The organism is Candidatus Acetothermia bacterium, from assembly GCA_024653305.1.
GTDB lineage: Bacteria > Bipolaricaulota > Bipolaricaulia > Bipolaricaulales > Bipolaricaulaceae > JACIWI01.
Genome location: JANLFW010000020.1, coordinates 2,956 through 26,488, shown reverse-complemented (window position 1 = coordinate 26,488; position 23,533 = coordinate 2,956). Strand labels below are relative to the sequence as shown.

Sequence of the window (23,533 nt, the reverse complement as noted above, 5' to 3'; positions counted from 1 at the left end):
AGGCGCAGAAGCCCGTGGTCCACGAACACGGCCACGTGGTCGATGCCGGCCCGGGCGAGGAGCAGGGCCAGGGCCGAGGAATCCACCCCACCGGATACGCCGACCAGAGCGCGGCCACGACCGGGTTGGGAGCGCATCTCGGACACAATCCGATCGAGGACTTCTGACGGGGACCAATCCCGGGACACGCCGGCTACGCCCAGGAAGTTCGCGAGGATTCGGGTGCCGTGATCGGTGTGGACGACCTCGGGGTGGAACTGGACGCCGAACGTACGGCCATCCGGGGCAGCGATGGCAGCCACCGGGTTGTCCTCGGTCTCGGCGATGACTTCCCATCCCGGCGGGGGGTGGGTCACCGCATCGGTATGGCTCATCCAGACCTGGAGGGGGCCGGAGATCCCGGCGAACAAGGGTCCCTCGTAGCGCACAAGGTGGGCCCGGCCATACTCCCGTCGCCCTCCGGACTTCACCTCGCCGCCGCAGTGGTGGGCGAGGTACTGCATCCCGTAGCAAATGCCGAGGATCGGTAGCCCCGCGTCGAGCAGAGCTGGATCGGGCCCGGGGGCGTCGGGATCGAACACCGACGCCGGGCCGCCGGAGAGGATCAGTGCCTGCGGCCGGTGGCGTTCCACCTCGACCCACGGGGAATCTCCGGGGAGCACCACCGAGAACGCCCCCAGTTCTCGCAGGCGCCTGGCGATGAGCAGGGTGTACTGGGAGCCGAAGTCGAGCACGACCACGCTCATGCGGAGCTCGTCAGCCCCCTGGGGGGTGCGAACACGATCTCGTTCATGTCCATCCGCAGGATCGGCACCAACGTGACGATGGGGACGCCGTAGGGCGCCAGGAGCTCTCGGCCCCCGGCGAAGCACTTCTCGATCACGAACCCGAACCCCACCAGCTCAGCCCCGGCCTCACGCGCCATGTCCGCAAGCGCCGCGCTCGTCGTGCCCCGATACAGGAAATCATCGACGATGAGGACCCGCTCTCGGGGGCCCACGTACTCTCGGGACAGGGACAGCTCGACCTCGCCACCCTTGGTGGGCGAGGGCACCCTCCGCTTCAACGCCTGGGCCATCGTGGCCGCGCGGCCTTTCTTGGCGTACAGGGCAGCCACATTGAGCCGGCGGGCCACCTCGTAGGCGATCACGTTTCCCGCGGCCTCAGCGGTGAGGACGCACGTGGCTCGGGCCGGCGCGAACGCGTCAGCCAAGAGGCGCCCGGCCTCCGCGATGAACGCCGGCTCGATGCGGTGGTTGAGGAACCCGTCCACCCTCAGGAAATCCGGGCTCACCACCTGGCCCTTGGTCCGCACCCACTCCCGCAGGACTGCGGCATCTGCCGCCGCCCCTCCCGGGCCGCCGCGGGCCGAGCAGAAACCCTGGGATCGTTCCATGCCCTATTCTACCAGGTGGCCGCGATCGGGCTCACGGCGCAGCGCGTCCGGGCCTTTTGTCCTTGGTGGGCTGCGCTTAGAATGAGCCAGAAGGAGGAGTGGTGGACATCGTCGTGCCCGAACTTGGGGAGGTCGAGGAGGTTAAGCTCGTACGCTGGCTCAAGGCAGCGGGCGAGGAAGTGGAAGCTGGGGAGGCGGTGGCCGAGGTCGAGGCGGACAAGGCGGTGTTCGTCATCGAGGCCCCGTCGACCGGGATCCTCGCCGAAGCCCGTGTGAGCGAGGGCGGGACAACCCGTCCCGGGGAGATCATCGGTCGGGTGAAGCCAGGGTGAGGACGGTCCTCCACGCCGACCTCGGCCGCATCGCGTACGGTCCGGCCCTTGCGCTCCAGCGACGGCTCCACGCCCTCCGCCGGGAGGGGTGGATCCCGGACGTGGTGCTCTCCCTCGAGCATACGCCGGTCATCACCATCGGCCGTCAAGGGGACGAGGGCCATATCCTCGCCCCCCCGGAGGAGCTTGCCCGGCACGGGGTGGAGGTCTACCCCGTGGAACGGGGGGGCGATGTGACCTACCATGGCCCGGGCCAGCTCGTGCTCTACCCCATCCTCCACCTTCGGGAGGCCGGGCTGGACCTGCACCGGTACGTATGGAACCTGGAGGAGGTCATGATCCGGGCCGCGCGGCGGTTCGGGGTGGCCGCCGACCGTCGGCCAGGGTTCCCTGGAGTCTGGCATGGAACCGGGAAGCTCGGTTCGGTGGGGGTCCACGTGTGGGGCTGGGTGACCCTACATGGACTGGCCCTGAACGTGGACCTTCATCCTGACTTGTTCCCGCTCATCGTCCCGTGTGGCATCGCCGGAGCGAGGGCGGTATCCCTGTCCACCCTGGCCGGGTGGCCGGTGGCCGTGGCCGCGGCGCGGGATGCCGCCCTGGCTGCGTTCGCCGACGTGTTCGATGCCAACCTCCTGCCCGTGGACGGGGAGGTGGTCGCCCGGTGGACGGGGTGAAACCGGACTGGCTGCGGGTAGCGGTCCCTGCTGCGGCCGGGCCCACGGTGCGTCGCATGGACGGGCTTCTTCGGGAGAGGGGGTTGCACACGGTGTGCCGGTCCGCACATTGCCCAAACCTCCCCATCTGCTGGGGGCAGGGCACGGTCACGTTCATGATCGGGGGCGACGTGTGCACCCGCGCCTGCCGGTTCTGCGCGGTGGCCCACGGCCGGCCGGAGGCGCCCGACCCGGAGGAGCCCGGTCGCCTCGCCCGGGCGGTGCAAGAGCTTGGGCTTCGGTACGTGGTGCTGACGTCGGTGGACCGGGACGACCTCCCCGATGGGGGGGCCGCCCACTACGCCGCGGCGATCCGCGCCGTCCGCGAAGCGGTCCCGGACGCCCTGGTCGAGGCGCTCCTCCCGGACTTCGGGGGCGATCGGGAGGCGCTCCGCACGGTGGTCGCCGCCGGGCCAGCGGTGGTGGGCCATAACCTGGAGACGGTGCGCCGGCTCTCCCCGCCCGTGCGCGACCGCCGGGCCGGGTACGACCTTTCCCTTTCCGTGCTGCGGACGCTCAAGGAGCTCGACCCGCAGTTGCGTACCAAGTCCTCGCTCCTCCTCGGTCTCGGGGAGACGGAGGACGAGCTGGGCGAGGCGTTGGCCGATCTGGGGGCGGCCGGGGTGGACATCATCGTCCTCGGCCAGTATCTGCGGCCGACCCCGAGGCAGCTCCCGGTGGCCCGGTATGTGCCGCCTGAGGAGTTCCGCCGGTGGGAGGTGCGGGCACGGGCGATGGGTTTCCCGGGGGTGGTGTCTGGCCCGATGGCGCGGACCTCGTTCCGGGCGGCCGAGGCCTACCGGGAGCTTGGGGTGAGAAGATGAGGGTCCTCCTCGACCTCGCGTTCCGCGACCCGACGGTGAACCTGGGCCTGGAGGAAGCGATCCTCGCCCAGGTGGCCGAGGGCCGCATGCCCCCCACCCTACGCATCTGGCGGAACGGGCGGTGCGTAGTCGTCGGCCGCGGGCAGAGGGCCGAGGACGAGGCGGACCTGGCTCTATGCGAACGGTACCGCGTCCCGGTCCTTAAGCGCCCTTCTGGAGGCGGGGCGGTGTACCACCACCCGGGGAACCTGAACTTCTCGCTCTACCTCCCCTTAAGCGGGCCGTGGGCCTCGGTGCGCGGCTCGCAAAATCGTCTGAGCGGGCTCCTCGCCGGTGCCATCCGCGACAGGTTTGGGCTCCCGGCCGAGGCCCGCGAGGGCGCGGTGTTCGTGGGCGAGCCCAAGGTGTCCGGCTCGGCCCAGCTCCGCCGCCGGGCCCTCCTCCACCACGGGACCCTCCTCCTTTGGCCGGACGCGCTCTCCATGGACAGCTTGCTCCTCGCCCTGCGCCCGGGATACGCCCCAACCGGTGTGCCCTCCCACCCCGCCCCGGTGGGCCACCTCTCCACCCTCACCGGGCGGGAGGTGACGGTGGAAGACGGGATCCGCACAATCCTGGAGGCCTTCCGCCCCTTGGGCGTGCCCGCGGTGGAGGCGATCTCTCTCCGGGAGTGGGCCCTGGCCCATGGGCTGGCGGCGGCGTACCGTGGAGAAGCGTGACCGACCGTCCCACCACGGCCGACTTCCGCGTGATCGCGTGGCAGCTCGGCCGGCCCCCGGAAGGGGTGCTGGCCGTGGCCAGGCGCTGCCCGTACGGCTACCCCCAGGTGGTGATGAGCCACCCTTTGCACCTGTTCGATGACGGATTCGTAGTGTTCCCCACGCTGTTTTGGCTGACGTGTCCGTTCCTCGTGGCCGCCGTTTCACGCCTGGAGGCCGCGGGCGGGGTCAAGCGCTACGAGGCGCTGCTCGCCCGGGATCCGGACCTCGCCGTGGCCTACGCCCGCGCCCACGAGACGTACCGGGCCGAACGCCTGGCCCTGCTTGCGCCCGAGGACCGCGAGTTCCTGATCACCCGGAACGCGTGGGATGCGGTGGAGACGGGAATCGCCGGCCTGCGGAACCCACGGCGGGTGAAGTGCCTCCACGCCCAGCTCGGGCACTTCCTCGCCCAGAGGGAGAACCCGATCGGGGAACGGGTGGCCGCCGAACTTCCCCGCCTTTTCTGCCCGCCGGAGCGGGTCCTGTGTGAAGCCGCGCAGATGTAGTGCGAGCCAAAGGGCGAGCACGACCGGATCCTGGACGGCGGGGAGAAAAAGAACGGGGCCGCGGAAAGCGGCCCCTTCGCTCGGCAAAGGTGCGCTTGTACTACGGATCGGCCTTGACCGTGGGCGGCCGGTTCACGTTGAACACCCGGATGGTCAGGCTGTCCTGGGCGCTCGCCCCGCACGGGTCCATGACGTGCAGGATCACCGTCACGTCCATCGCCTCACAGCCCTCCACCTCCGGGGCCACGAACACCGGGCACAGGGTCTCGGCGCCCAAGAGCGTGCCCGCGCTCGCCCACCATGAGATCGCAAGCGCCTCCCCGTCCGGATCCCCGGCCTTCCCGAGGATCATGATCTGGCCACCCTCGGGCACCTGGAGGTCCGGGCCAGCGTCGGCCCACGGGGCGCGGTTCACGTTGCGCACGTGCACGCGCACCGTGTCCTTGGCCTCCGCCCCACACGCGTCGCGCACGGTGAGGGTGAGCTCGACGGTCTCCCCCTCGCACCGGCTGGTGAACGGGGCGATGTAGGTCGGCTGGAGCGCCCGCGGGTTATCGAACGACCCCCGGCCGCAGGAAACGGTCCACAAGTAGGTCAGGGCGTCCCCGTCCGGATCGCAGGCCGAGGCAAGGATCTGGATCCGGCCCCCCTCGTCCACCACGAGGTCGGGCCCGGCATCGGCCGCCGGGGGATGGTTCACGTTGCGCACACGCAGGATCAGGCGGTCCGTGGCCTTGGCCCCGCACGCGTCCTCCGCCACCACCGTGATCACCACGTCCTCGCCCTCGCAGGCGGTGACCCACGGGGCGTAGTAGGTGGTCTCCACGGCGTGGGGATCGGAGAAGAACCCCGTCGGGGCCGACCAGGTGACCGTCACCGGGTCGCCGTCCGGATCGTGGATCTCGGCCCGCAGCACGATGCTTCCGCCCTCGTCCACCGCCTTCACGGCCCTGGGGGCGGTGCAGACCGGTGGGGTGGGCGGTGCTGGCGGGCAGGCTTGGGGCTGGATCGGCGCTGGGCACGGGGCGCAGCTTCCCTCATCGTAGACGAAGTTCTTGCCCGGACCGCCGTCGATCACGTTGCACCCGAGCCCGCCGAGGATGACGTCGTTGCACGGACCGCCGTACAGCCTGTCGCTTCCGGCCTCGCCCTCGATCCGGTCGTCGCCGTCCTCGCCGTACACGATGTCGTCGCCCGGGCCGGCGAGGAGGAGGTCCGCCCCCGGTCCGCCCAGGATGAGGTCGTCCCCCTCCCCGCCTTGGACGATGTCGTCGCCCGGGCCGGCGATGAGGAGGTCGCTTCCGGCAAGGCCGTAGATCTGATCGTTCCCGGCGAGGCCGAGGATGAGGTCGTTCCCCGCGGTGCCGAACAGGACGTCGTCCCCATCCGTTCCCACGATCACCCTGTCCGGAGGGTTCACCTCGAGGAAGCGGAGGATCACGTCCCACACCGGATCACTGCAAACGGCGTACGAAAGGTGATCCACGAGCAAGGCCACGATGGCCGGATCCACGCGGTACTTCCCGAAGCACTCCGGGATCTGTGGGGGCGGGGGCGTGACCACCGCGATCTCCCGGAACAAGGCCGGGAGCTCCGCGGGATCGCGGGCCACCACGAACCGTCCGCCACAGGCCTGAGCGAGCGCGGCGAGCAGGCCCCCCATCTCCGGCGTCACCGCCACGCCCACCACGTCCAGGACGTAGCCGGCCCCGCAAAGCTCCCGCGCCGCCGACATCGGGTCACCGTTGCAGGTCTCGACCCCGTCGGTGAGGAGGACGATCCGGGCCGACGTGGACACCGCCCCGGCCGCGAACCTGAGCGCGTCGGCGAGCGGGGTCTTGCCCATCGCCGTGAGCCGGGCGATCTTCCCCTGGATGCCCGGCCGCTCCGCCATCCTATGCGTTCCGAACGGGACAAGGAGCTCGAGATCGGCGCAGCTTGCGGCCACGCGATCCTTCGGCACCCGGTGGCCGAACGCCACCACGGCGAACGGCGTCTCCTCGGAGAGTTCGGCCACCACCCGTACGAGCGCCTCTTTCGCCCACGCGAACTTCGTGGTCGTGCCGGTCAGGACCTGGTTCATGGAGTTCGAGGCGTCCAGGATGAACACGATCCCCACCGGCGCCGCCCACGTCACCCCCGCGAGCGCGAGTACAGCCAGTGCCACACAGATCTTCACTCTCATCATCGCCCCCTTTTCGGTGTTCGATGAGAACCAACTCCAGGCGAGACGTCACTGGGCATGAGCTTAAGGCACGGGGATTATAGCATGAAATGCTATCCTGATCTGTAACAGGCGCTACACTCCCCGGGCTATGTGGCGCGGATGTACCGGCGGCCGGCCACCTCCTGGATCAGGCCGGCCAGCTCCAGCTCCACCAACACCTGAGCCACCCGGATGTGGGGAAGTCCAGTCCGCTCCACCAGGTCGGACGCCCCGAGGGGCTCCCGGGAGAGGAGCTCGTACACGCGCTGGGCATCCGGATCGAGGTCCAACACCGGTGGGGTGCGTGGCCGGACCGGGAGGTGAGGGGCCGCGATCTCCTGTAGCACGTCGTCGGCCGAGGCCACGAGCTTGGCCCCGTCCTGGATGAGCCGGTTCGTGCCCCGGGAGGCCTCCGATGTGATCGGCCCAGGCACGGCGAACACGTCCTTGCCCTGCTCCAGGGCGAAGTCGGCGGTGAGGAGCGCCCCGGACCTCTCCGGGGCCTCGACCACCACCACGGCCAGCGAGAGGCCGGCGATGATCCGGTTGCGGCGGGGAAACGTCCACTGGGCCCCGGGCATCGCCCACGGGAACTCGGACATCACCGCCCCGTGGTCGGCGATGTCCGCCATCAGCCCCTCCGCCCCGGCTGGATAGGGCCGGCCGAGCCCGGACCCGAGCACGGCGATGGTGCGGCCCGCGGTGAGCGCCCCGTGGTGGGCGGCGAGGTCGATCCCCGGGGCGAGCCCGGACACCACCGTCACCCCACGGCCAGCCAGCTCCGCGGCGAGCTTCCTCGCCACCAGCCGCCCGTAGCTCGTGCAGCGGCGGGTGCCGACGATGGCCACCGCACACGCGTCGTCGGGCCGCCACTGGCCGAGCACGTACAGCACCGGCGGGGGATCCGGGATGTCCCGCAGCGGGGACGGGTAGTCGAGGTCGTCCACGGTGAGCACCCGCGCTCCGGCCCGCTCGGCAAGGTGCAGCTCCTGTTCCGGGTCGGCGCTCTTCCGCTCGGCCATGGCCTTCTCTCCCGCCTCACCGAGGAGTTCCCCGGGGAGCCCGGTGCCCAGGGCCTGCCACGCCTCGACCGGCCCGCCGCAGTGGTCGAGCAGCCGCGCCCGGCGGCGTGGGGTGAGCGAGGGGAGAAGGTTCAGCCCAATCCACGCCAGCTTTCGGTCCATGGCTCACCACGGGGATGGTAGCGGAGGAGCGGGGGTAGGGGTAGCATGGCGGGCGACGGAAGGGGGGATGGCCGGTGCGTGTAGGGCTCGGCGTTGTTGGGTTGGTGGGGCTAGGAGCGCTGGCGTGGACCGGGGCGGGGCAAGGGGTCGTAGAAGCGGTCATCGAGGGAGGGTACCACTACCATGCCTTGGCGGTCGTGGCCGCCGACGCGTGGGCGATGGCCCGGGGGCGGCAGGTGGAGGTGTGGGGCCTGGATAACCCCATCGCCCCACGTCAGACGTTGCGGGGACCGACGGCCGAGGTGTGGTCCCTTGCCGTCTCTCCGGATGGGCGACGCCTCGCCGCCGGCGACGGGGACGGGGCGGTGACGGTGTGGGACCTCCGAACCGGCGAGGTGATCCACCGGTTGCGCACGCAGCGGTTCGGGCTGTGGACGGTAGCGTTCTCCCCGGACGGGGTGCTCCTCGCCTCGGGCTCCCACGATTCCAGCATCCGGTTGTGGGACATGAACACGGGCATGGAGGTCGGCTCCCTGGAGGGGCACCAGGCCTGGGTACGGTGCGTCGCGTTTTCCTGGGATGGGAAGCTCCTCGCGTCGAGTTCCTGTGATGGCTACGTCCTGATCTGGGATGTGGCGAGCGGGCGGCTCTTGGAGCGCATCCGCGCCGGGGCTGACGGGATCTACTCCCTGGCCTTCTCCCCGGACGCGTCCCTTCTTGCCTGGGGGAACTACGAGGGGCAGGTCAAGCTGTACCGGAGGGAGGGTTGGGAGGAGGTGCGGGCCTTCGGGCCGGGCGAGCACAGCTCCATTTACGCCATCGCCTTCTCCCCGGACGGGAAGACGATCGCCTCCGGTGGGTTCGCGAGGAAGGTTCAACTTTGGGATGTGGCTACTGGATCCCTCATCACCGAGTTCCAGGGGCATACGGATCAGATTTGGGGGATCGCGTTCTTCCCTGATGGAAAGCGGCTGGTGACCACGGCCAAGGACGGGACGGCCCGGGTGTGGCGGAACGCGGACTGACGGACCGGGATCGCGCGCTGGCGGGGTTGGTCCGGCGGGTGGTGAACTGTCGGTCGTGCCCCCGCCTCGTGGCCTACCGCGAGGCGGTGGCCCGTGCCAAGCGTCCCATGTTCCGGAGCGAGACCTATTGGGGACGTCCGGTCCCGGGTTTCGGCGATCCCGCGGCCAAGCTCCTCATCCTCGGCCTGGCCCCGGCCGCCCACGGCGCCAACCGCACCGGCCGCATGTTCACCGGGGACGGCCCCCGCGGGGCTGGGGATTTCCTGATGAGCGCCCTCCATCGGGCCGGGCTTGCCAGCCGGCCCCGTTCGGAACGCGGCGATGACGGGCTTGTCCTGTCTGGGGCCTACCTCACCGCGGTGGTCCGCTGCGCCCCACCGGGGAACCGCCCCCTCCGGGAGGAGATCGCAAGCTGCCTCCCGTTCCTCGTGGAGGAGCTCGGGATCCTCGGGGACGTGCGGGCGGTGCTGGCGTTAGGCCGGGTCGCGTTCGATGGGTATCTGCGGGCCTTGGAGTTGATGGACGTGGTGGTTCCTCGACCGCGCCCCCGGTTCGCCCATGGGGCCATCTATGAGCTTGGGGAGGGCCTCCCCGTGCTCGTCGCCTCGTACCATCCATCTCGCCAGAACACCCAGCCCGGCCGCCTCACCGCGGCGATGCTGGACGCCGTCATTGCCAGCGCTCACTTACGGACCACCTAGCGAGAGGTGTACCACTGGCGGGCGGTCTCCGAGATGCTCCCTGTGGCGAGATGGTCTCCACAAGTTTCTTCCATCTTTCCGGTTCGTGGTGTACGCTTGTGTGTAGGAAAATTCCATGCCTGGTGTCCCCCCTCTCCCTGTTTGGGAGACCTTCTTAGGAGGGGCAGAGGGCTTTCTTCAACCACCGCCTCACCAGGCCTCCGGCTGGTAACGATGTCCTGGCGCACCAAGAACTTGACAGCGGTGGGGGGCCTATGATGGTGATGGCATTCAGAAGTGGAATAAGGAGGCGACGAGGATGAAGGCGATAGTAATCGGCAGGTGGGACAGGACAAGGGTGTTGTTGTGCGCCGTGATCTTCCTGCTGGGGTTGTCGGCCGCAGGAGAAGATTTTGTAGGGTTGCGCGGACCTTCAATCTCAAGTGGACACGGGGAGCCCCAGAACCTCAGTGGGTGAAGTTCTCAGGCAACAACGTGTGGCATCATTGGGTATGCTGCGTTCTGTTCAACACTGACCAGCATGGATGAGGTTAGCGGCCAACAACACACTATTATGGATGAACTCAACCGATTGGTTCTTAGCCTTACAGAGACAGGATATATTTCATCTGAGCGTGTCAGGCGTGTGATGTTGAAGGTGAAGCGTCACCGTTTCATCCGGCGCTATTATGTGTATGCTAAGGGTAAGTGGGAAGCGGTGACATATGATCCAGATAATCCGGATCGAGCAAATCTAGCTACACCGTATTCAGATCACCCAGTCATCGTTCGTCTTCAGGGGGCATGGCCGACGAGTTCTTCTACTCAACCTTCGCTGGTGGCCCGGATGCCCGAACTTCTGGATATCCTGCCCGGGATGCGGGTTCTCGAAATCGGTACGGGCACAGGATACAACGCCGCCCTCCTTGCCGAACTGCTGGGAGACCCAGGCTTAGTGTGGACGGTGGAATCCCAGCCCGACGTGGCCGAAGAGGCCAAAGAAGTTCTGGCCAGGGAAGGCTATGGCGGAGTCCACGTGGCGATGGGCGACGGGTTCTACGGTGCTCCGGAAGGGGCCCCTTACGATCGGATCGAAGCCACCGTGGGCTGTTCCGATCTTTCCCCACACTGGCTGGAGCAGCTTTCCCCGCAGGGGTTCATGCTCATCCCGCTTCAGCACGGCCATTGGCACCCCTTGGTCCGGGTGACCCATCGGGCCGGACACCCCGGCCAAGCCCAGGGCGAGATCGTGGGTTGGCATCCGGAAGGGGAGGCCAAAGCGGGTGAACGGCTCTACGCGCGCCTTCTGGATGTTCTTGCCCGCTGGGAACGTCTTGGACGGCCAGGCCTCGACGACTACCAACTGATCTTCATACCGAAGTCCGACCCCCTTGGCCCCAACGGGGACCCGGGGCGGACGTGGCTCATCGAACGGGCCCGGTTCTGGGAAGCGGTACGCCTCCCCTGAACGTCTCTTCCTGGACCGCCCGAAGGAGGAGCACCCCCAGCGCGGCGAACCCGCACCATAGGGCGAACCCCGGCCCTACGGGAAGGGCCGTCCCGGGCAGGAATGAGAGCCACCGCACCGCGCTGAGGTAGGGGGCGATCAGCACGGTGTGGATTGCGCTCCCCACTGCCGGGGCAAAGGAAAGCGGGGACACGACGAGGGTCAGGAGGCCGGCCCATAGGACGACCGCCGTCCACGGCACGAGGGCCAGGTTCGCGAGAAGCCCGTACGGGGCAAGGTAGCCAAACGCAGTCCCCACGATGGGCATCGACCCGATCTGGGCGCAAACGGTCACCGCCGCAAGGTCCGCCGGGCGCCGCAGCCACCGCGGCATCCGGCCCCGCAGGCTCGACCGCAGCCACGCCGGAAGGCCCAGGATGATCGCCCCGGTGGCCGCGAACGAGAGCTGGAACCCCACGTCCAGGGCCGACCCTGGCCAGATGAGAAGGACGACGATCGCTGCCAGGGCCACGCCCTGCAGGGGATCCAGCCACCGCTTGAGCACCCACCCTCGCTCCCACAGGACCCAGAACAGGCCGAGCACGGCGAACATGATCGCTGCCCGGAGGAGCGACACCCGCAGCCCGCCGAGGACGGCATAGAACGCCACCGCCGGGACCAGGATCAGGTACCGCCACGCCGGGCGCACCCGTAGGAGCCCGAGCAGCCACCACCCGCCGGCGGCGAGCACCCCCACGTGGAGGCCGGATAGGGCGAGCACGTGGGCCACCCCGGCGGTGCGGAACGCTTGCTCTTCCTCCTGGAGCAGGCGTCCCCGCGCCCCGAGGAGGACGGCGGCGAGGAGGTCCGCCCCGTCTGCAGGCACCGCCTCGTAGAGCCGCGCGAGGAGGCGCTCCCGCACGTGCGCCGCCCAGCGGAGGATGCCGGGCCGGCCGGGTTCGACCACGGTGACCTCCTCGGCCCAGAACAGGCCGTGGATCCCGCGCCGGGCGAGGTACTCGCCCCACCCGTCCGAACTGGGCGGTCCCCACCGACCGGTCAGGGCGACGAGGTCTCCAGGAGCGATCCTGGCCTCCCCTGGGACGTATGCGAGCAGCCTCACCGGGAGGTCCGCCGGTTGGAGGGTGACCGAGGTCGTGCGGGCGTGGGGCTCGGGGATGTCGACCACGCGGCCGGTGACCGCGCGCAGGAGGGGGAGCTGCCATTGGAGATGCGGTGGGACCGGTTCTTGCACGGTCAGGGCCGTCCCTGCGAGCAGGGCCGCTCCCCACAGGAGGGGCACCGACCGCCGCCACGCCGCACCCACCAGAAGGGCGAGGGCCGCGGCCAAGCTCCCCGGCCCGGCCGGCATCGCGACACCGAGCGCGGCGCCGGCCCCCAACGCCACCGCCAATCCGGGAAGGAGCGCCTGTCCCATTGCGTTCGCCCCCGTCGCGAGTATAATGGGGGTTACCTGGGGGTGACCGGTTTCGACGGGGACACCAAGGTGAGGTGGCAAGCGGAGGTCCGTCTCCTCCTTAAACCGGCGGAACGGCAAAAACAAATGCCGACTACACAACTGTTCCCGCCTACGCCCTGAACTAAGCGTAGGCCGTTCCCGGCGTCCCTGCCCGTGGGCCGCCGTGGGGCGTGGACAAGACGGGCTAGTCCAACTGGCGGGCCTCAGGCCGGTTGGGCGACATCTCATGGGGCTTCTGGACCGAGCGATCCCGCCCGTGGGAGCGCAAGGTCCGAGAGACAAAACGCGGGCTAAGCTTGTAGAAGCCGAAGCCACGGTGTACTCGGACGCGGGTTCAACTCCCGCCACCTCCACCAGGAACTTCTGCTCGGGCGCGTACGGTGCCCGAGCTTTTCGTTGGGTGGTCCTGGTTCCCGCTAGCCCGGCGGCGGGCCGCATTTCTTCTGGGCAAATCTCATTGCCCGCGCGTCCTTCCCAGGCGTGTGGGTCGGACGATCCGTGCCACCTCGTCCACGCTGGCTCAAGTCATCGGCGCCTCTCCGCCTTGGGTAACGGCTATGCAGTTATCGTGACCTTCAACACCGCAAGGACTTGACAGCTGTGGGGAGCGTCCCCTATAATTGTTGTCGCCATCCGAGAGCACAGGGGTGATGAGGATGGCGACGTGGAAGAAGGCGCTGGCGGTGGCCTTGGCGGCGTTCGCCCAGGTGAGCGTGGCAGAGGAGGTCCAATCGGTGCTGCCTAATGGTGAAGAGCTGGGCGACGAGGAGCTGCTTCAAGCCGAAGGGGAGTTCGGGTGGTTTCTCATTGGGCTGATATTGGGTGGAAGAGCTATGGCGGTCTACGAAAACTGGTTTGACGAAGACTACGGTATAGACAAAGATGACCTCCGTGAGATTTTCCGTGGCGGAATATTCGCAGGGATATGCGGTCAACAATATGGTATGATGCGGAGTATAGTGGCTTGGTTCGAGTAGTAAAAGCAGGAAGGGCTGACAGACTGTGATCCCCATCTTCGCGATATGGTTAGGGGATAGTCGTTCCAGTTTGCGATTGAAATGAAAAAAGAAAATTACAGGTGGTCCTCAGCGTCAGTGGTGCGCTTGTGTGCTTCGTTCTGATAGCGTTTGTTGTGCCGGCGGTGTCAGGAGAAAGAGTGGATGCTGCCTGGATGACCATCTCGGCAGTCGTGTCAGTGGTGGGAATACTGGTAGGAACTTACCTCGATATCAAACTATCAAGGCGAAAGAGGTACAGGCCCTGGTTACCCATTAGGCGATCCATTCACCACTTCCTGATAGCGGCCATCGTGGGAACTGTCGCCGTAGTCGTTGCCCAGCCTTGGGAGCCTCCCCCTGCCGGATGGCCGTGGTGGCGAACGGTGGCATTCGCCGGATTCTGCTTTTTCGGTATGTGGGGGGCACTGGCCCTTGGTGACTGGGCTCACAGGAAGGTCCAGGAAAAGAAAGAGGGGCAGCCGGGGAACGATTCCAGATGATCAAAGACCGAGGACAGGGGCTGGGTTATGCCCAATTCCGTTGCACCATGGATGATGATGCCAGGGCTCCTGGCCGAGCTCCTGCTCCAGCCATTACCTTACCGCGACCTGCGGTATACAGAGGTCGTGGGCCAGGCGGACTGGTACACGTGTGGGCCAGCGGCGGTGGCCACGTTGCTCACCTACTGCTACGACATCCCCACCTCGGAAGCGGAGGCCCTGGAGCTCGCGGAAGGGTTCATGCGGGCCCAAGGCCTTGAGCCGGGCCCTGAGCGGGGGATAAACGCCCTGGCCCTAAAACAAACCCTCGAGGCCAAGGGCATCCCCACCAAGGGGTACCGAGTGGCGCCGGAGGCGCTGCGTGATCACTTCAACCGAGGCGGGCTCCCCTTGATCGCCCATCTTACCGAACCCCAGAAGCATTTCGCTCTGGTCATCGGAATGGTGGGGGACCAGATCGTGGTTGCTGACCCATCTTGGGGGCGGAGCATCATCCCGTTTTCGGCATTGGTAAAGGAGCGGGGCTATCGCGAGGTGGTGTTGGTGCCGATTCCGCCGGCGGAGCTTGCGGCCCAGGCCAAGGCGCGGCAGAGAGAGACCCTGGAATGGGCGGAAGCTCGGCTCGCGGCCCTGGCCCGGCTGCGGGAGGGCTTGCCGTGAACGGGGCCCTGCCGTCGGCCATGAAGGCCGACGCTACAGCCTCTGTGGGGCCGCCAACGGGGCTTCCCTCATCCCGGAGGGGCAAACGGCGTTCGGTGGGGCGGTGGGCACTCCTCCTCACCCTGTTCTTGCCCAGCCTGCTGTGGGCCCAAGTGCCGATCGATCCCCTGAAGCGGCCGGACGAAGCCGCCGGGGAGTACACCTGGCGGGTGGGCCTCGGCTACACCCCGTCCGGCCGGGAAGGACTGGCGGTGGACACGTTCGGCCAACCCTACGCCTACACCCTGTTCTCCCAGGAGTGGCGGTTGACCCTCGCCGGCACAATCCACTTCGGCGGGGGATGGAAGACCGGGCTCGATCTTTCGGAGAGCACCACCACTGTGGAGGAGCTGCGGCGGTATCCCGGGGGCGAGGAGCGCCTTTCCAGGACCCATCGTAGTGTGACGTACTCCGCATTCCAGGAATGGAGGATGGACCCGAAGAACCCGTGGGATCCCCGTGTCTCTCTTTCGTTTGGGTACCCGTGGAAGGCCGGGGTGGCCGCGGCGGCGAGCCTCCTCCGGGATCCGATGGTGCTTGTGGGCGAGATCGGCGTGCGGAGCCAGGAGGAGGAACCGCAGGGCTGGCTCACGCTCGGCCTGGGGGCGGGGTTCGTGGCCAACGCCTGGATCAGCGTCAGCGCCTCCGGGAGCCTGGCCGTGCCGGTGCTCGGGGTGGGGGTTCCCGTCACTTCGCTCGGCGTGCGGCTCCGCTACGCCCTTGATCCGCGGGGGAAGGGGGAGATCGGGGTTCGGGCAGCGTTGACCCTCCGTGGGGAGCAGGCCTGGGTCTCCCTGGACGTGGAGTGGGCCGGCCGCGGCCCGTAGGGGAGTGTTCCTCACTATACTCGCGGCAGGAGGTGCGCGATGAGAGCGTGGTGTGTGCTGGTGTTGGCGCTCACGTGGGCCCTGACCGGGACGGCAACGGAGGCGGTCGTCATCCCCGATCCGGGACTGGAGGCGGCCATCCGCGAGGCGCTCGGGAAGCCCGTGGGCGGCCTCACCCCCGCCGACCTTGCGGGTCTGACCGGGCTCTACGCGGCGGGCCGCGACATCGAGGACCTCTCCGGGCTGGAGCACGCCGTGAACTTGAAGGAACTCGACCTCACCGACAACCGAATCGCCGACCTTTCGCCGCTCGCAACACTCACCGAACTCGAGGAACTCTCCATCGCCGAAAACTACATTGCCGACCTTACGCCGCTTTCCAGGCTTAAACGGCTGCGGATACTCGAAGCCGCATTCAACCAGATCGAGGATCTTTCCCCATTGGCTGGTTTACCTGAGCTCTCCCATCTCACCCTCAACCACAACCGAGTCCGGGACATCACCCCCTTGGCTGGGCTTGGGAAGCTCGAGTGGCTGGACCTCATGTCCAACGAGGTCACCGACCTCACCCCGCTTGCCCAGTTGGGCCGCCTCAAATGGTTGTTTCTCACCTTTAACAACGTGTTCGACCTCGGCCCGCTGGCCGGCCTCAAGGGCCTCCGCTGGCTCTGGCTCGACATGAACGGTGTCATGGACGTTTCCCCGCTCGGGGGGCTCGCGGAACTGCGCTGGCTGTCCCTGAGCACCAACGGGGTCGCAGACATCCGGCCGCTTTCCGGGCTTGTGGAACTGGAGATCCTCGACCTTTCGCTCAACGAGGTCAGCGACCTTGGGCCCGTTTCCGGCCTGAGAAAGCTCAGGAAACTTGTCCTCAACGGGAACGCAATCCGCGACCTTACCCCCATTGCGGGACTCACGGAACTGCGGTCCCTTGGGCTGGCGGGGAACCAGGTGTCTGCTCTGTCCCCTCTCGCCGCCTTGACCAACCTCGAGGAGCTCAACGTGGCCCAAAACGCGGTCCGGGATCTCTCTCCTCTGGCGGGCCTGACGAACTTGACCGCGCTGTTTGCCGCGGGAAACAAGATCAGCGACCTTACGCCGCTTTCCGGGCTCAACAAGCTGCGGACCGTGAACCTCCAGGGTAACCTGATCCGGGCCATCGAGCCTCTCCAAGGCCTCGGCGCCTTGTGCGATCTCCTCCTCGGGGGAAACAACATCGCCAACATCGCCCCACTTTCCGGGCTCGCGAACCTAGAGATCCTGGACCTCTCCCGGAACCCAATCCAGAGCTTTGCCCCCCTTCTTAAGATCCCCGCGCTGCGGTTGGTGAACGTGATGGGAATCCTCCTCAACCCGGAGGCCCGGGAGGTGCTGGCCTTGCTCGAGGCGCAGGGGGTGTTGGTGATCCGGTAAAACCACCCAGGTCCAGCGTTGACCGGGCCAGACGCCGTCCTTATAATGGGCGCGTGGCGGCGTAGCCAAGTGGTTAAGGCGAGGGACTGCAAATCCCTTATTCCCCGGTTCAAATCCGGGCGCCGCCTTCAGGGTGGTTAGCTCAGCTCGGTAGAGCACACGCTTGACGTGCGTGGGGTCGCAGGTTCAAGTCCTGCACCACCCACCAAATCCCTCCCTTTAGGGCGGCTTTATGGAGCCAAACCCTCGGCTGTCGGCCAGTCGGCAGGATGCGCGCCTTCATTTTCAATCCCTTTTGCGAAACAGCGATCTCGTGGGCGAGTACCTGTGGGCCGCCCGCCTCCTCGCTCCGGGCGAACGTCCTTTTGCTTGGCTTAGCGTAAACATCCGTGGGATTTCAGTTCCGAGGGTGCTGATCACTGACAGGCGCCTTCTCGTTTTCAGTACAGGCTTTAGGGCTCGGTCAACCGCTCTTGTTGTGGGGTATGCCCTGGATGAGGTGACTGGAGTGCGCCTACGCCCCCGGGGTAGGCGCAGCCGTTCCTCTAGCATTCATGTCCGCTTAAGCACACGCGCAGGAGATCATGAGCTTGTTCTCGAAAAGGTGCCGACCAAAATTGCCCGTGAGGTGGAGCATTTCCTGAACTCCTCCAAGGAGGGTAGGGAAATGCTCGTGCGGCAATTGCTAGAATCCTCGCGCCGCAAAGGCCAGAGTTTGTATCATACCCGCCTAGATGTCTTGGCTAGCGTCCTCGTTCAAATTGCTGGAGGAGTTACGTGGGCCGTGTTGCGGCGAAGCAGGGCCGAAGCCCCCTGGTGGTGGTTTTTGGTGGCGGCCGGGGTTTACGCGGGCGTGAGCTACTTTACCTGGTGGCTTATACGGGAAACCCGGCGGCTGGTACAAAAACGATATAAGCGGCTAATCCCGCCAGCCAATAGCACGCCAGGCATTCGGAGGCACAACCCCCGGTCCAACGTTTGGGGCTAGCCTCCCCCTACCGGAGGAAGCAAGGTAATCACGTCCCTGTCCCGGACTTTTGTGGCCCAGCCTTGTCGGAATTGGATGGACATGCCGTTCACCAGGGCCGAGATATGGCGCTGAATTTGCCCTTGAGGATCGTAAAAGCGGTCCCCAAGCCTGGGATAACGCTTCACCAGGGCCTGAACGGCCTGAGCCACGTCCGCCCCCGGCGGGAGCTCCAGCACCACCGGGCTCTCCCCGACTTCATTCCGGAACGGGAAGTATAGGTGCACCTCCACCCGCATCGGGGAACATGGTAGCCCCATCCGGCTCAGGCTACCAGGCGGGCGGCCAGCGCCCGCTGGCGGGGGACGTACCGGTACAGGCGCGCGTCCACAAGCTCCCCCCCGCGCACGCGGATCTCGCCGTTCACCATCACCAGGTCCGCGTACTGGGCCCCGCAGTGGACCAGGGCCGCCACCGGATCCGCCGCCCCGGCAAATGCCAGCGCAGATAGATCGAACAGGGCAAGGTCCGCGCATTTGCCCGGCTCGATGGAGCCCAGTTCCCCTTCGCGGTGGAGCACCTGTGCCCCGCCGGCGGTGGCGAGACGCAGGGCCGTTCGCGCGGACATCGCCTCCGCCCCGTACCGGACCCGGGAAAGGAGCATCGCCTGGCGGGCCTCGCGGATCATGTTCGACGTGTCGTTGGACGCCGCCCCGTCCACGGCCAGGCCCACGTTCACCCCTGCCGAGAGCATCTCCGGCACCGGGGCGATCCCGGACCCGAGGAGCATGTTCGACGAAGGACAATGGGCCATCCCTATCCCGGCCTTCGCCAGCCGGACGATGTCCTCTCGGGAAACGTGCACGAGGTGGGCCAGCCACACGTCCGGAGCCAGCCACCCCACCTCCTCGAGGTACTCCACCGGCCGCATCCCGAACCGATCGAGACAATACCGCTCCTCGTCGAGCGTCTCCGCGAGGTGGGTGTGGAGGAGGACGCCGTGCTCTCGGGCGAGCGCGGCTGTATCCCGCATGAGCTTTGGCGTCACCGAGAACGGGGAGCACGGGGCGAGGGCGATCCTAACCATCGCCCCGAACGAGGGGTCGTGGCGTTCTCGGATCAGGCGCTCGCTGTCGGCGAGGATCTCCTCTTCCGTCTGGACCACGTCCGGCGGGGGGAGCCCCCCCTCCTCGCGGGAGAGCGACATCGAACCACGGGTGGGGTGGAACCGGATCCCCACTTCCCGAGCGGCCTCGATCGTGATGTCGATGAGATTCCGCCTCCCCCGGGGAAAGAGGTAGAGGTGATCCGTGGTCGTCGTGCACCCGGAGAGGAGAAGCTCCATGCACCCCACCGCCGTCGACACGTGCACCGCGTCCTCGTCGATCAGGCGCCACCGCTCGTAGAGGTGGAGGAGCCAGTCAAAGAGCTCCTTGTCCTGGGCCCCGGGCACGGCGCGGAACAGGGTCTGGTACAGGTGGTGGTGGGTGTTGACCATCCCCGGGATCATCGCCCGGTCCCGGCCGTCGATGACCTCGTCGAACGGGCCGGGCGGGGGGGAGCCCTCCCCCAGGGCGACGATCCGGTTCCCCTCCACGAGGAGCCACGCCCCGTGGAGCTCGCGCTCCTCCGGGTCGAACGTGGCAATCGCCTCGACGTCCTTGAACAGAATCCGCGCCATCATCTCCCCTCATGCGTCGGGGACAAGCCCCGGCGCTACAGCCTCAGGTCGGCCGTGTGGCAGGTCTCGAGGAATGCCACAAGGAGCCGGATCGCGGCCTCGATATCCTCCTTGTGGGCGGCCTCGACCACCGTGTGCACGTACCGGGTGGGCACGGAGATCGTCACCACTGCCGCCCCCTCCCGGGCAAGCTGGATCGCCCCGGCGTCGGTCCCGCCGCGGGGCAGGATCTCCAGCTGGTACTGGATCTTTCGGTCCTCAGCGAGGTCCACCAGGAACCGCACGAGCCCGGGATGGGAGATGGACGCCGAGTCCTTGACCTTGATCGCCACGCCCTTGCCTACTTTCGTCACATGCTCGTGGGGCTGGACACCGGGCATGTCGCAGGCCAGCGTCACGTCCAGGGCGACCCCGATCTCGGGGTCGATGGCGAACGCGCTCGTCCGCGCCCCCCGCAGCCCCACCTCCTCTTGCACCGTCCCCACGAGGTAGATGTCAGCCCGGTGGCCCTTCAGGCGCCGCACGGCCTCGATCCCCACGTACAGCCCCAGCCGGTCATCCAAGGCCTTCCCGGACACGAGGTTCCCCACCTCGGCGAACGATTGCAGGAGCGTCACCGGGTCCCCCACCCGGACCCGCTCCTTCACCGCCTTCCCGGGGAGCCCAACGTCCACGAACAGGTCCTGGACGCGAATCTCCTTCTTCTTCTCCTCCTCGGTGAGGATGTGGATGGGCTTGCTCCCGATGAGACCGGTGAGGGGACTGTCCCGCGTGTGCACGGTGACCCGGGCGGCGATGAGGGTGCGGGGGTCAAAGCCCCCCACCGGCTCAATCCGCAGAAACCCGGTCTCCTCGTCCACGTGGGACACGAGGAACCCGATCTCGTCCATGTGCGCGGCCACCGCCACCTTGGGCCCTGCCCCCTTCTTGTGGGCGATCAGGTTCCCCAGGCGATCGACCTCCATCTCATCCACGTGGCCGTTCAGGGCCTCCCGGGCGATGGCCCGAATCGCTTCCTCTCGGCCGGGTACCCCGGCCGCCTCCGACAACCGACCCAGTAGTTCCACAAACGCCCCCTTTCCGCGGCGCATGGTATAGGGGGCCGCGGCCGGGCACAACTTTGCCCGCCCCGTCACGGTCGGTAGAATGGAGGGTTAAGGGGGAAACTTGATTCCACTGCGGGACTACCGGCCAAGCGGGATCGTGCCCTACGTGACCCTCGCCCTCATTGTCCTCAACGCGGTGGCGTTCGTGTACACGCTGACCTACTCCGATCGGACGCTGGTCCCCCTCGACCGCTGCGTGTGGGAGCGGACCTTTCGCCAACCTGCCCCCGGGTTCGATTACCGGCGCTATGGACAGGGGTGCCTCTATCCGGTTACGGAGCGGGACCGGTTTGTGATCCAGTACGGTCTCATCCCGGCCGAGTTCTGGTCGGGGAAGGACCTGCCTCCTCTGGCCCCGTTTCCGATCTGGCTCACGCTCTTCACCGCGATGTTCCTCCACGGGGGGTGGCTGCACCTCCTCAGCAACATGTGGTACCTGTGGCTGTTTGGGGACAACGTGGAGGCGGCGCTTGGGCGGGGGCGGTTCCTCGTGTTCTACCTTCTCTCCGGGGTGGGGGCGGCGCTCCTCCAGATGGCGGTGTACCCGCGCACCACCGCCCCCATGATCGGGGCATCGGGGGCAATCGCCGGGGTGATGGGGGCGTACCTCGTGCTCTACCCGTGGGCGCGGGTGCTGACGCTGGTGCCGGTGTTCTTCTTCGTCCAGCTCATCGAGGTGCCTGCGTTTCTCCTCCTCGGGCTGTGGTTCGTGCTCCAATTCCTTTCAGGGCTCGTGGACCGATCGGCGATGGGGGGCGTGGCCTGGTTCGCCCACCTCGGGGGGTTCATCACCGGGGCCTTGCTCGTGCTCGTCCTCAAGCGCCGAGAAGTGGTCCCCGGCTTGGTCGTCTGGCTCCGCCGCCGCCGGTCGCCCTGGGGCTGGTGAGGGAGCGTGCCCCGCGTCCTCGGGATCGACGAGGCCGGCCGGGGCGCAGTGCTCGGCCCCCTTGTGGTGGCCGGGATCGTCGTGGATGAAGAGCGCCTCCCCTTCCTCGCCGAGCTCGGGGCCCGGGATTCCAAGCGGGTGGCGCGCCCCCGCCGCCGCGCTCTCCTGCGGGAGCTTGTCCGCGCCGCGGACGGGGCGCGGGCGGTGGTCATCCCCGCCGCCGACGTGGATCAGGAAAACCTGACCGAGATCGAATTGAGCGCAGCCGCCAGGTTGATCGTGGCCCTGCACCCGGATCGGACCGTACTCGACACACCGGTGCCCCCCCCGGCCATCCCCGGGTTCGTCGCCCGTTTGGGACCCCGCGCCGGGATCGCTCCCCAGGCCATCGTCGCCTTCCCCAAGGCGGACCGGGATCACCCGGCGGTGGCCGCCGCCTCGCTCCTCGCCAAGGTAGTGCGCGACGCGTTCGTGCTTGCCCTCCATCGCCACTACGGGGACTTCGGGTGGGGCTATCCCGGGGAGGCCAAGGTCCGGGCGTTTCTCGTGCAGTGGCTTGCCCACCACGGTCGCCTGCCGCCCATCTGCCGCACCCGCTGGCGTTCCGTGCCGCGGCTGCTTTCCCCGGAGCTTGCCTTCCCAGTGGGGCCGCGGTAAGTTGCGCCCTGCTCGGTTGCCGGGCAGAATCGGGGAACGGTTGGGGCGATACCGGATGACAAGGAGGAGCACATGCCCAAGCGTACCTTCCAACCACATCGGCGACGTCGGAAGCGCGTTCACGGGTTCCTGGTGCGGATGCGCACTCCCTCCGGACGGGCCGTGCTGGCCCGCCGGCGCCGGAAGGGCCGGCACCGGTTGACCCCCGCCTAGGCCGATGCGCCCCGGAGGACGAAAGGAACGCCGTTGACGAAAAAGCGCGTGTACGAGATCGCCCGTGAGCTTGGGGTCCCCACCAAGGACCTCATCGAGGCCATGGCCGCAATGGGGATGGCTGGCCTGCGGGCAGTGAACACGGTGGAGGACGAGGAGGCGGAGGTCATCCGGGACCTTTACCGCGAGCACCGCGCCAAGGCCACACCAGTGGCCGTGCCGGTGGAAGTACCGACGGAGGAGCCCACGCCGGCGGCTCCGGAGCCGCCGCGGGCTCCCGAGCCCCGGGGCGTCCCGCGGCCGCCGGTGGTGGCCGTGCTCGGGCACATCGACCACGGCAAGACTACGCTTCTCGACACGATCCGCAAAGCCCACGTCGCCCAAGGGGAGGCCGGCGGGATCACCCAGTCCATCGGCGCCTACCAGGCCTCGGTGGATGGGCACGCCATCACGTTCATCGACACCCCTGGGCACCGCGCGTTCACCGCGATGCGTGCCCGCGGGGCCCAGGTGACGGACATCGCCGTGCTGGTGGTGGCCGCCGACGACGGGGTGATGGCCCAGACCCTGGAGGCCATCGACCACATCAAAGCCGCCGGCGTGCCGATGATCGTGGCCATCAACAAGATCGACAAGCCCGGGGCCAACCCGGACAAGGTGATGCAGGAGCTGGCAAGCCTTGGGTTCACCCCGGAGGAGTGGGGTGGAAACACGATCATGGTCCCCATCTCCGCCCTCACCGGACAAGGGGTGGACGACCTCCTGGAGATGATCCTCCTCCTCGCCGACATGGAGGGCATCCGCGGGGATCCCGATGGAGAACTCGAGGCGATCATCATCGACTCCCACCTCGACCCGGGGAAGGGGCCGGTGGCCACGGTGATCGTGAAGAACGGGACGCTCCGGGAGCGGGACGTGCTCCTCTCCGGCACCACCTGGGGCCGGGTCCGGGCTATCCTCGACCACCAGGGGCGGCGGGTCCCGGCAGCCACCCCGGGGATGCCGGTCCAGATCATCGGCTTGTCGGAT

Annotated in this window: 23 protein-coding genes, 2 tRNA genes, 1 other RNA gene and 2 pseudogenes; 20 read left to right on the top strand and 8 right to left on the bottom strand. The window is 67.7% G+C overall.

Features of this window, described 5'->3' with window-relative positions; all coding sequences use genetic code 11:
• Positions 1-746 (bottom strand): glutamine-hydrolyzing GMP synthase (guaA, locus tag NUV94_07195; protein ID MCR4392529.1); only part of this gene is annotated, 746 nt, incomplete at its 3' end.
• A complete protein-coding gene (locus NUV94_07190; GenBank protein MCR4392528.1) occupies positions 743-1,396 on the bottom strand; it encodes a phosphoribosyltransferase family protein in 654 nt (217 codons plus the stop codon). The genes guaA and NUV94_07190, both read right to left, overlap by 4 nt.
• Positions 1,397-1,497: 101 nt before the next feature.
• Here NUV94_07190 and NUV94_07185 point away from each other — a divergent pair, with 101 nt between their 5' ends.
• From NUV94_07185 to NUV94_07165, 5 genes are read left to right on the top strand one after another with little or no spacing between them, the layout of a single operon-like run.
• Positions 1,498-1,728 (top strand): lipoyl domain-containing protein, encoded by a 231-nt coding sequence (locus NUV94_07185; GenBank protein MCR4392527.1) that lies wholly within the window; start codon positions 1,498-1,500, stop codon positions 1,726-1,728.
• Positions 1,725-2,405 (top strand): lipoyl(octanoyl) transferase LipB, encoded by a 681-nt coding sequence (gene lipB, locus NUV94_07180; GenBank protein MCR4392526.1) that lies wholly within the window; start codon positions 1,725-1,727, stop codon positions 2,403-2,405. The genes NUV94_07185 and lipB overlap by 4 nt, the downstream gene beginning before the upstream one ends.
• Positions 2,393-3,268 (top strand): lipoyl synthase, encoded by an 876-nt coding sequence (lipA, locus tag NUV94_07175; protein MCR4392525.1) that lies wholly within the window; start codon positions 2,393-2,395, stop codon positions 3,266-3,268. The genes lipB and lipA overlap by 13 nt, the downstream gene beginning before the upstream one ends.
• A complete protein-coding gene (locus NUV94_07170) occupies positions 3,265-3,987 on the top strand; it encodes a lipoate--protein ligase family protein (protein MCR4392524.1) in 723 nt (240 codons plus the stop codon). The genes lipA and NUV94_07170 overlap by 4 nt, the downstream gene beginning before the upstream one ends.
• Positions 3,984-4,535 carry a DUF501 domain-containing protein gene (locus NUV94_07165; GenBank protein MCR4392523.1) on the top strand — a complete coding sequence of 184 codons (552 nt, stop codon included), beginning with the start codon at positions 3,984-3,986 and terminating at the stop codon, positions 4,533-4,535. Before NUV94_07170 ends, NUV94_07165 begins: the two co-directional genes overlap by 4 nt.
• 100 nt (positions 4,536-4,635) lie before the next feature.
• On the opposite strand, the gene NUV94_07160 is transcribed toward NUV94_07165, so the two are convergent.
• Positions 4,636-6,720: a VWA domain-containing protein gene (locus tag NUV94_07160; GenBank protein ID MCR4392522.1), complete on the bottom strand. Its 2,085-nt coding sequence runs from the start codon at positions 6,718-6,720 to the stop codon at positions 4,636-4,638.
• 128 nt (positions 6,721-6,848) lie between these two features.
• Positions 6,849-7,925, bottom strand: coding sequence for a DNA-processing protein DprA (dprA, locus tag NUV94_07155; GenBank protein MCR4392521.1), 1,077 nt, complete (start codon positions 7,923-7,925; stop codon positions 6,849-6,851).
• A 74-nt stretch (positions 7,926-7,999) separates the two neighbouring features.
• On the opposite strand from dprA, the gene NUV94_07150 reads away from it, so the two are divergent.
• The 3 genes from NUV94_07150 to NUV94_07140 all read left to right on the top strand — a co-directional run bounded on the left by NUV94_07150 (position 8,000) and on the right by NUV94_07140 (position 11,098).
• A complete protein-coding gene (locus NUV94_07150; protein ID MCR4392520.1) occupies positions 8,000-8,950 on the top strand; it encodes a WD40 repeat domain-containing protein in 951 nt (316 codons plus the stop codon).
• Entirely contained in the window at positions 8,932-9,651 is a 720-nt protein-coding gene (locus NUV94_07145) for a uracil-DNA glycosylase (protein MCR4392519.1), read from the top strand. Before NUV94_07150 ends, NUV94_07145 begins: the two co-directional genes overlap by 19 nt.
• A gap of 628 nt (positions 9,652-10,279) precedes the next feature.
• Positions 10,280-11,098: a methyltransferase gene (locus NUV94_07140; GenBank protein MCR4392518.1), complete on the top strand. Its 819-nt coding sequence runs from the start codon at positions 10,280-10,282 to the stop codon at positions 11,096-11,098.
• Here the strand turns inward: NUV94_07140 and NUV94_07135 are convergent.
• A complete protein-coding gene (locus tag NUV94_07135; protein ID MCR4392517.1) occupies positions 11,055-12,515 on the bottom strand; it encodes a ComEC family competence protein in 1,461 nt (486 codons plus the stop codon). The two genes, NUV94_07140 and NUV94_07135, sit on opposite strands and share 44 nt — an antisense overlap.
• A 38-nt stretch (positions 12,516-12,553) precedes the next feature.
• Here NUV94_07135 and ssrA point away from each other — a divergent pair.
• The 7 genes from ssrA (at position 12,554) to NUV94_07100 (ending at position 17,202) form a co-directional block, all read left to right on the top strand.
• Positions 12,554-12,913, top strand: a transfer-messenger RNA (tmRNA) gene (gene ssrA, locus NUV94_07130).
• Positions 12,914-13,213: 300 nt separating this feature from the next.
• Complete coding sequence (locus NUV94_07125) at positions 13,214-13,534, top strand: hypothetical protein (GenBank protein ID MCR4392516.1); 321 nt, start codon at positions 13,214-13,216, stop codon at positions 13,532-13,534.
• A 578-nt stretch (positions 13,535-14,112) separates the two neighbouring features.
• Complete coding sequence (locus NUV94_07120) at positions 14,113-14,715, top strand: cysteine peptidase family C39 domain-containing protein (GenBank protein MCR4392515.1); 603 nt, start codon at positions 14,113-14,115, stop codon at positions 14,713-14,715.
• A gap of 95 nt (positions 14,716-14,810) precedes the next feature.
• Positions 14,811-15,581 carry a hypothetical protein gene (locus NUV94_07115; GenBank protein MCR4392514.1) on the top strand — a complete coding sequence of 257 codons (771 nt, stop codon included), beginning with the start codon at positions 14,811-14,813 and terminating at the stop codon, positions 15,579-15,581.
• Positions 15,582-15,620: 39 nt separating this feature from the next.
• On the top strand, positions 15,621-16,994 hold the full coding sequence (locus tag NUV94_07110) for a leucine-rich repeat domain-containing protein (GenBank protein ID MCR4392513.1): 1,374 nt from the start codon (positions 15,621-15,623) through the stop codon (positions 16,992-16,994).
• Positions 16,995-17,049: 55 nt separating this feature from the next.
• A tRNA-Cys gene (locus tag NUV94_07105) sits at positions 17,050-17,122 on the top strand.
• A 3-nt stretch (positions 17,123-17,125) separates the two neighbouring features.
• Positions 17,126-17,202, top strand: a tRNA-Val gene (locus tag NUV94_07100).
• Positions 17,203-17,978: 776 nt separating this feature from the next.
• On the opposite strand, the gene NUV94_07095 is transcribed toward NUV94_07100, so the two are convergent.
• The 3 genes from NUV94_07095 to NUV94_07085 are packed head-to-tail and all read right to left on the bottom strand — an operon-like array spanning position 17,979 to position 20,733.
• Positions 17,979-18,281, bottom strand: coding sequence for a MoaD/ThiS family protein (locus tag NUV94_07095; protein ID MCR4392512.1), 303 nt, complete (start codon positions 18,279-18,281; stop codon positions 17,979-17,981).
• A 5-nt stretch (positions 18,282-18,286) separates the two neighbouring features.
• Entirely contained in the window at positions 18,287-19,645 is a 1,359-nt protein-coding gene (locus tag NUV94_07090; GenBank protein ID MCR4392511.1) for an 8-oxoguanine deaminase, read from the bottom strand.
• Positions 19,646-19,677: 32 nt separating this feature from the next.
• Positions 19,678-20,733 carry a M42 family metallopeptidase gene (locus NUV94_07085; protein MCR4392510.1) on the bottom strand — a complete coding sequence of 352 codons (1,056 nt, stop codon included), beginning with the start codon at positions 20,731-20,733 and terminating at the stop codon, positions 19,678-19,680.
• A 76-nt stretch (positions 20,734-20,809) separates the two neighbouring features.
• On the opposite strand from NUV94_07085, the gene NUV94_07080 reads away from it, so the two are divergent.
• The 5 genes and pseudogenes from NUV94_07080 to NUV94_07060 all read left to right on the top strand — a co-directional run bounded on the left by NUV94_07080 (position 20,810) and on the right by NUV94_07060 (position 23,533).
• Positions 20,810-21,634: a rhomboid family intramembrane serine protease gene (locus NUV94_07080; protein ID MCR4392509.1), complete on the top strand. Its 825-nt coding sequence runs from the start codon at positions 20,810-20,812 to the stop codon at positions 21,632-21,634.
• A 6-nt stretch (positions 21,635-21,640) separates the two neighbouring features.
• A complete protein-coding gene (gene rnhB, locus NUV94_07075) occupies positions 21,641-22,291 on the top strand; it encodes a ribonuclease HII (protein MCR4392508.1) in 651 nt (216 codons plus the stop codon).
• A gap of 72 nt (positions 22,292-22,363) precedes the next feature.
• The gene (rpmH, locus tag NUV94_07070) at positions 22,364-22,504 is read left to right on the top strand and encodes a 50S ribosomal protein L34 (GenBank protein ID MCR4392507.1); all 141 of its coding nucleotides are present in this window, start codon (positions 22,364-22,366) and stop codon (positions 22,502-22,504) included.
• 48 nt (positions 22,505-22,552) lie between these two features.
• Positions 22,553-22,675 (top strand): annotated as a pseudogene (locus NUV94_07065) (translation initiation factor IF-2 N-terminal domain-containing protein).
• 126 nt (positions 22,676-22,801) lie between these two features.
• Positions 22,802-23,533 (top strand): annotated as a pseudogene (locus NUV94_07060) (GTP-binding protein).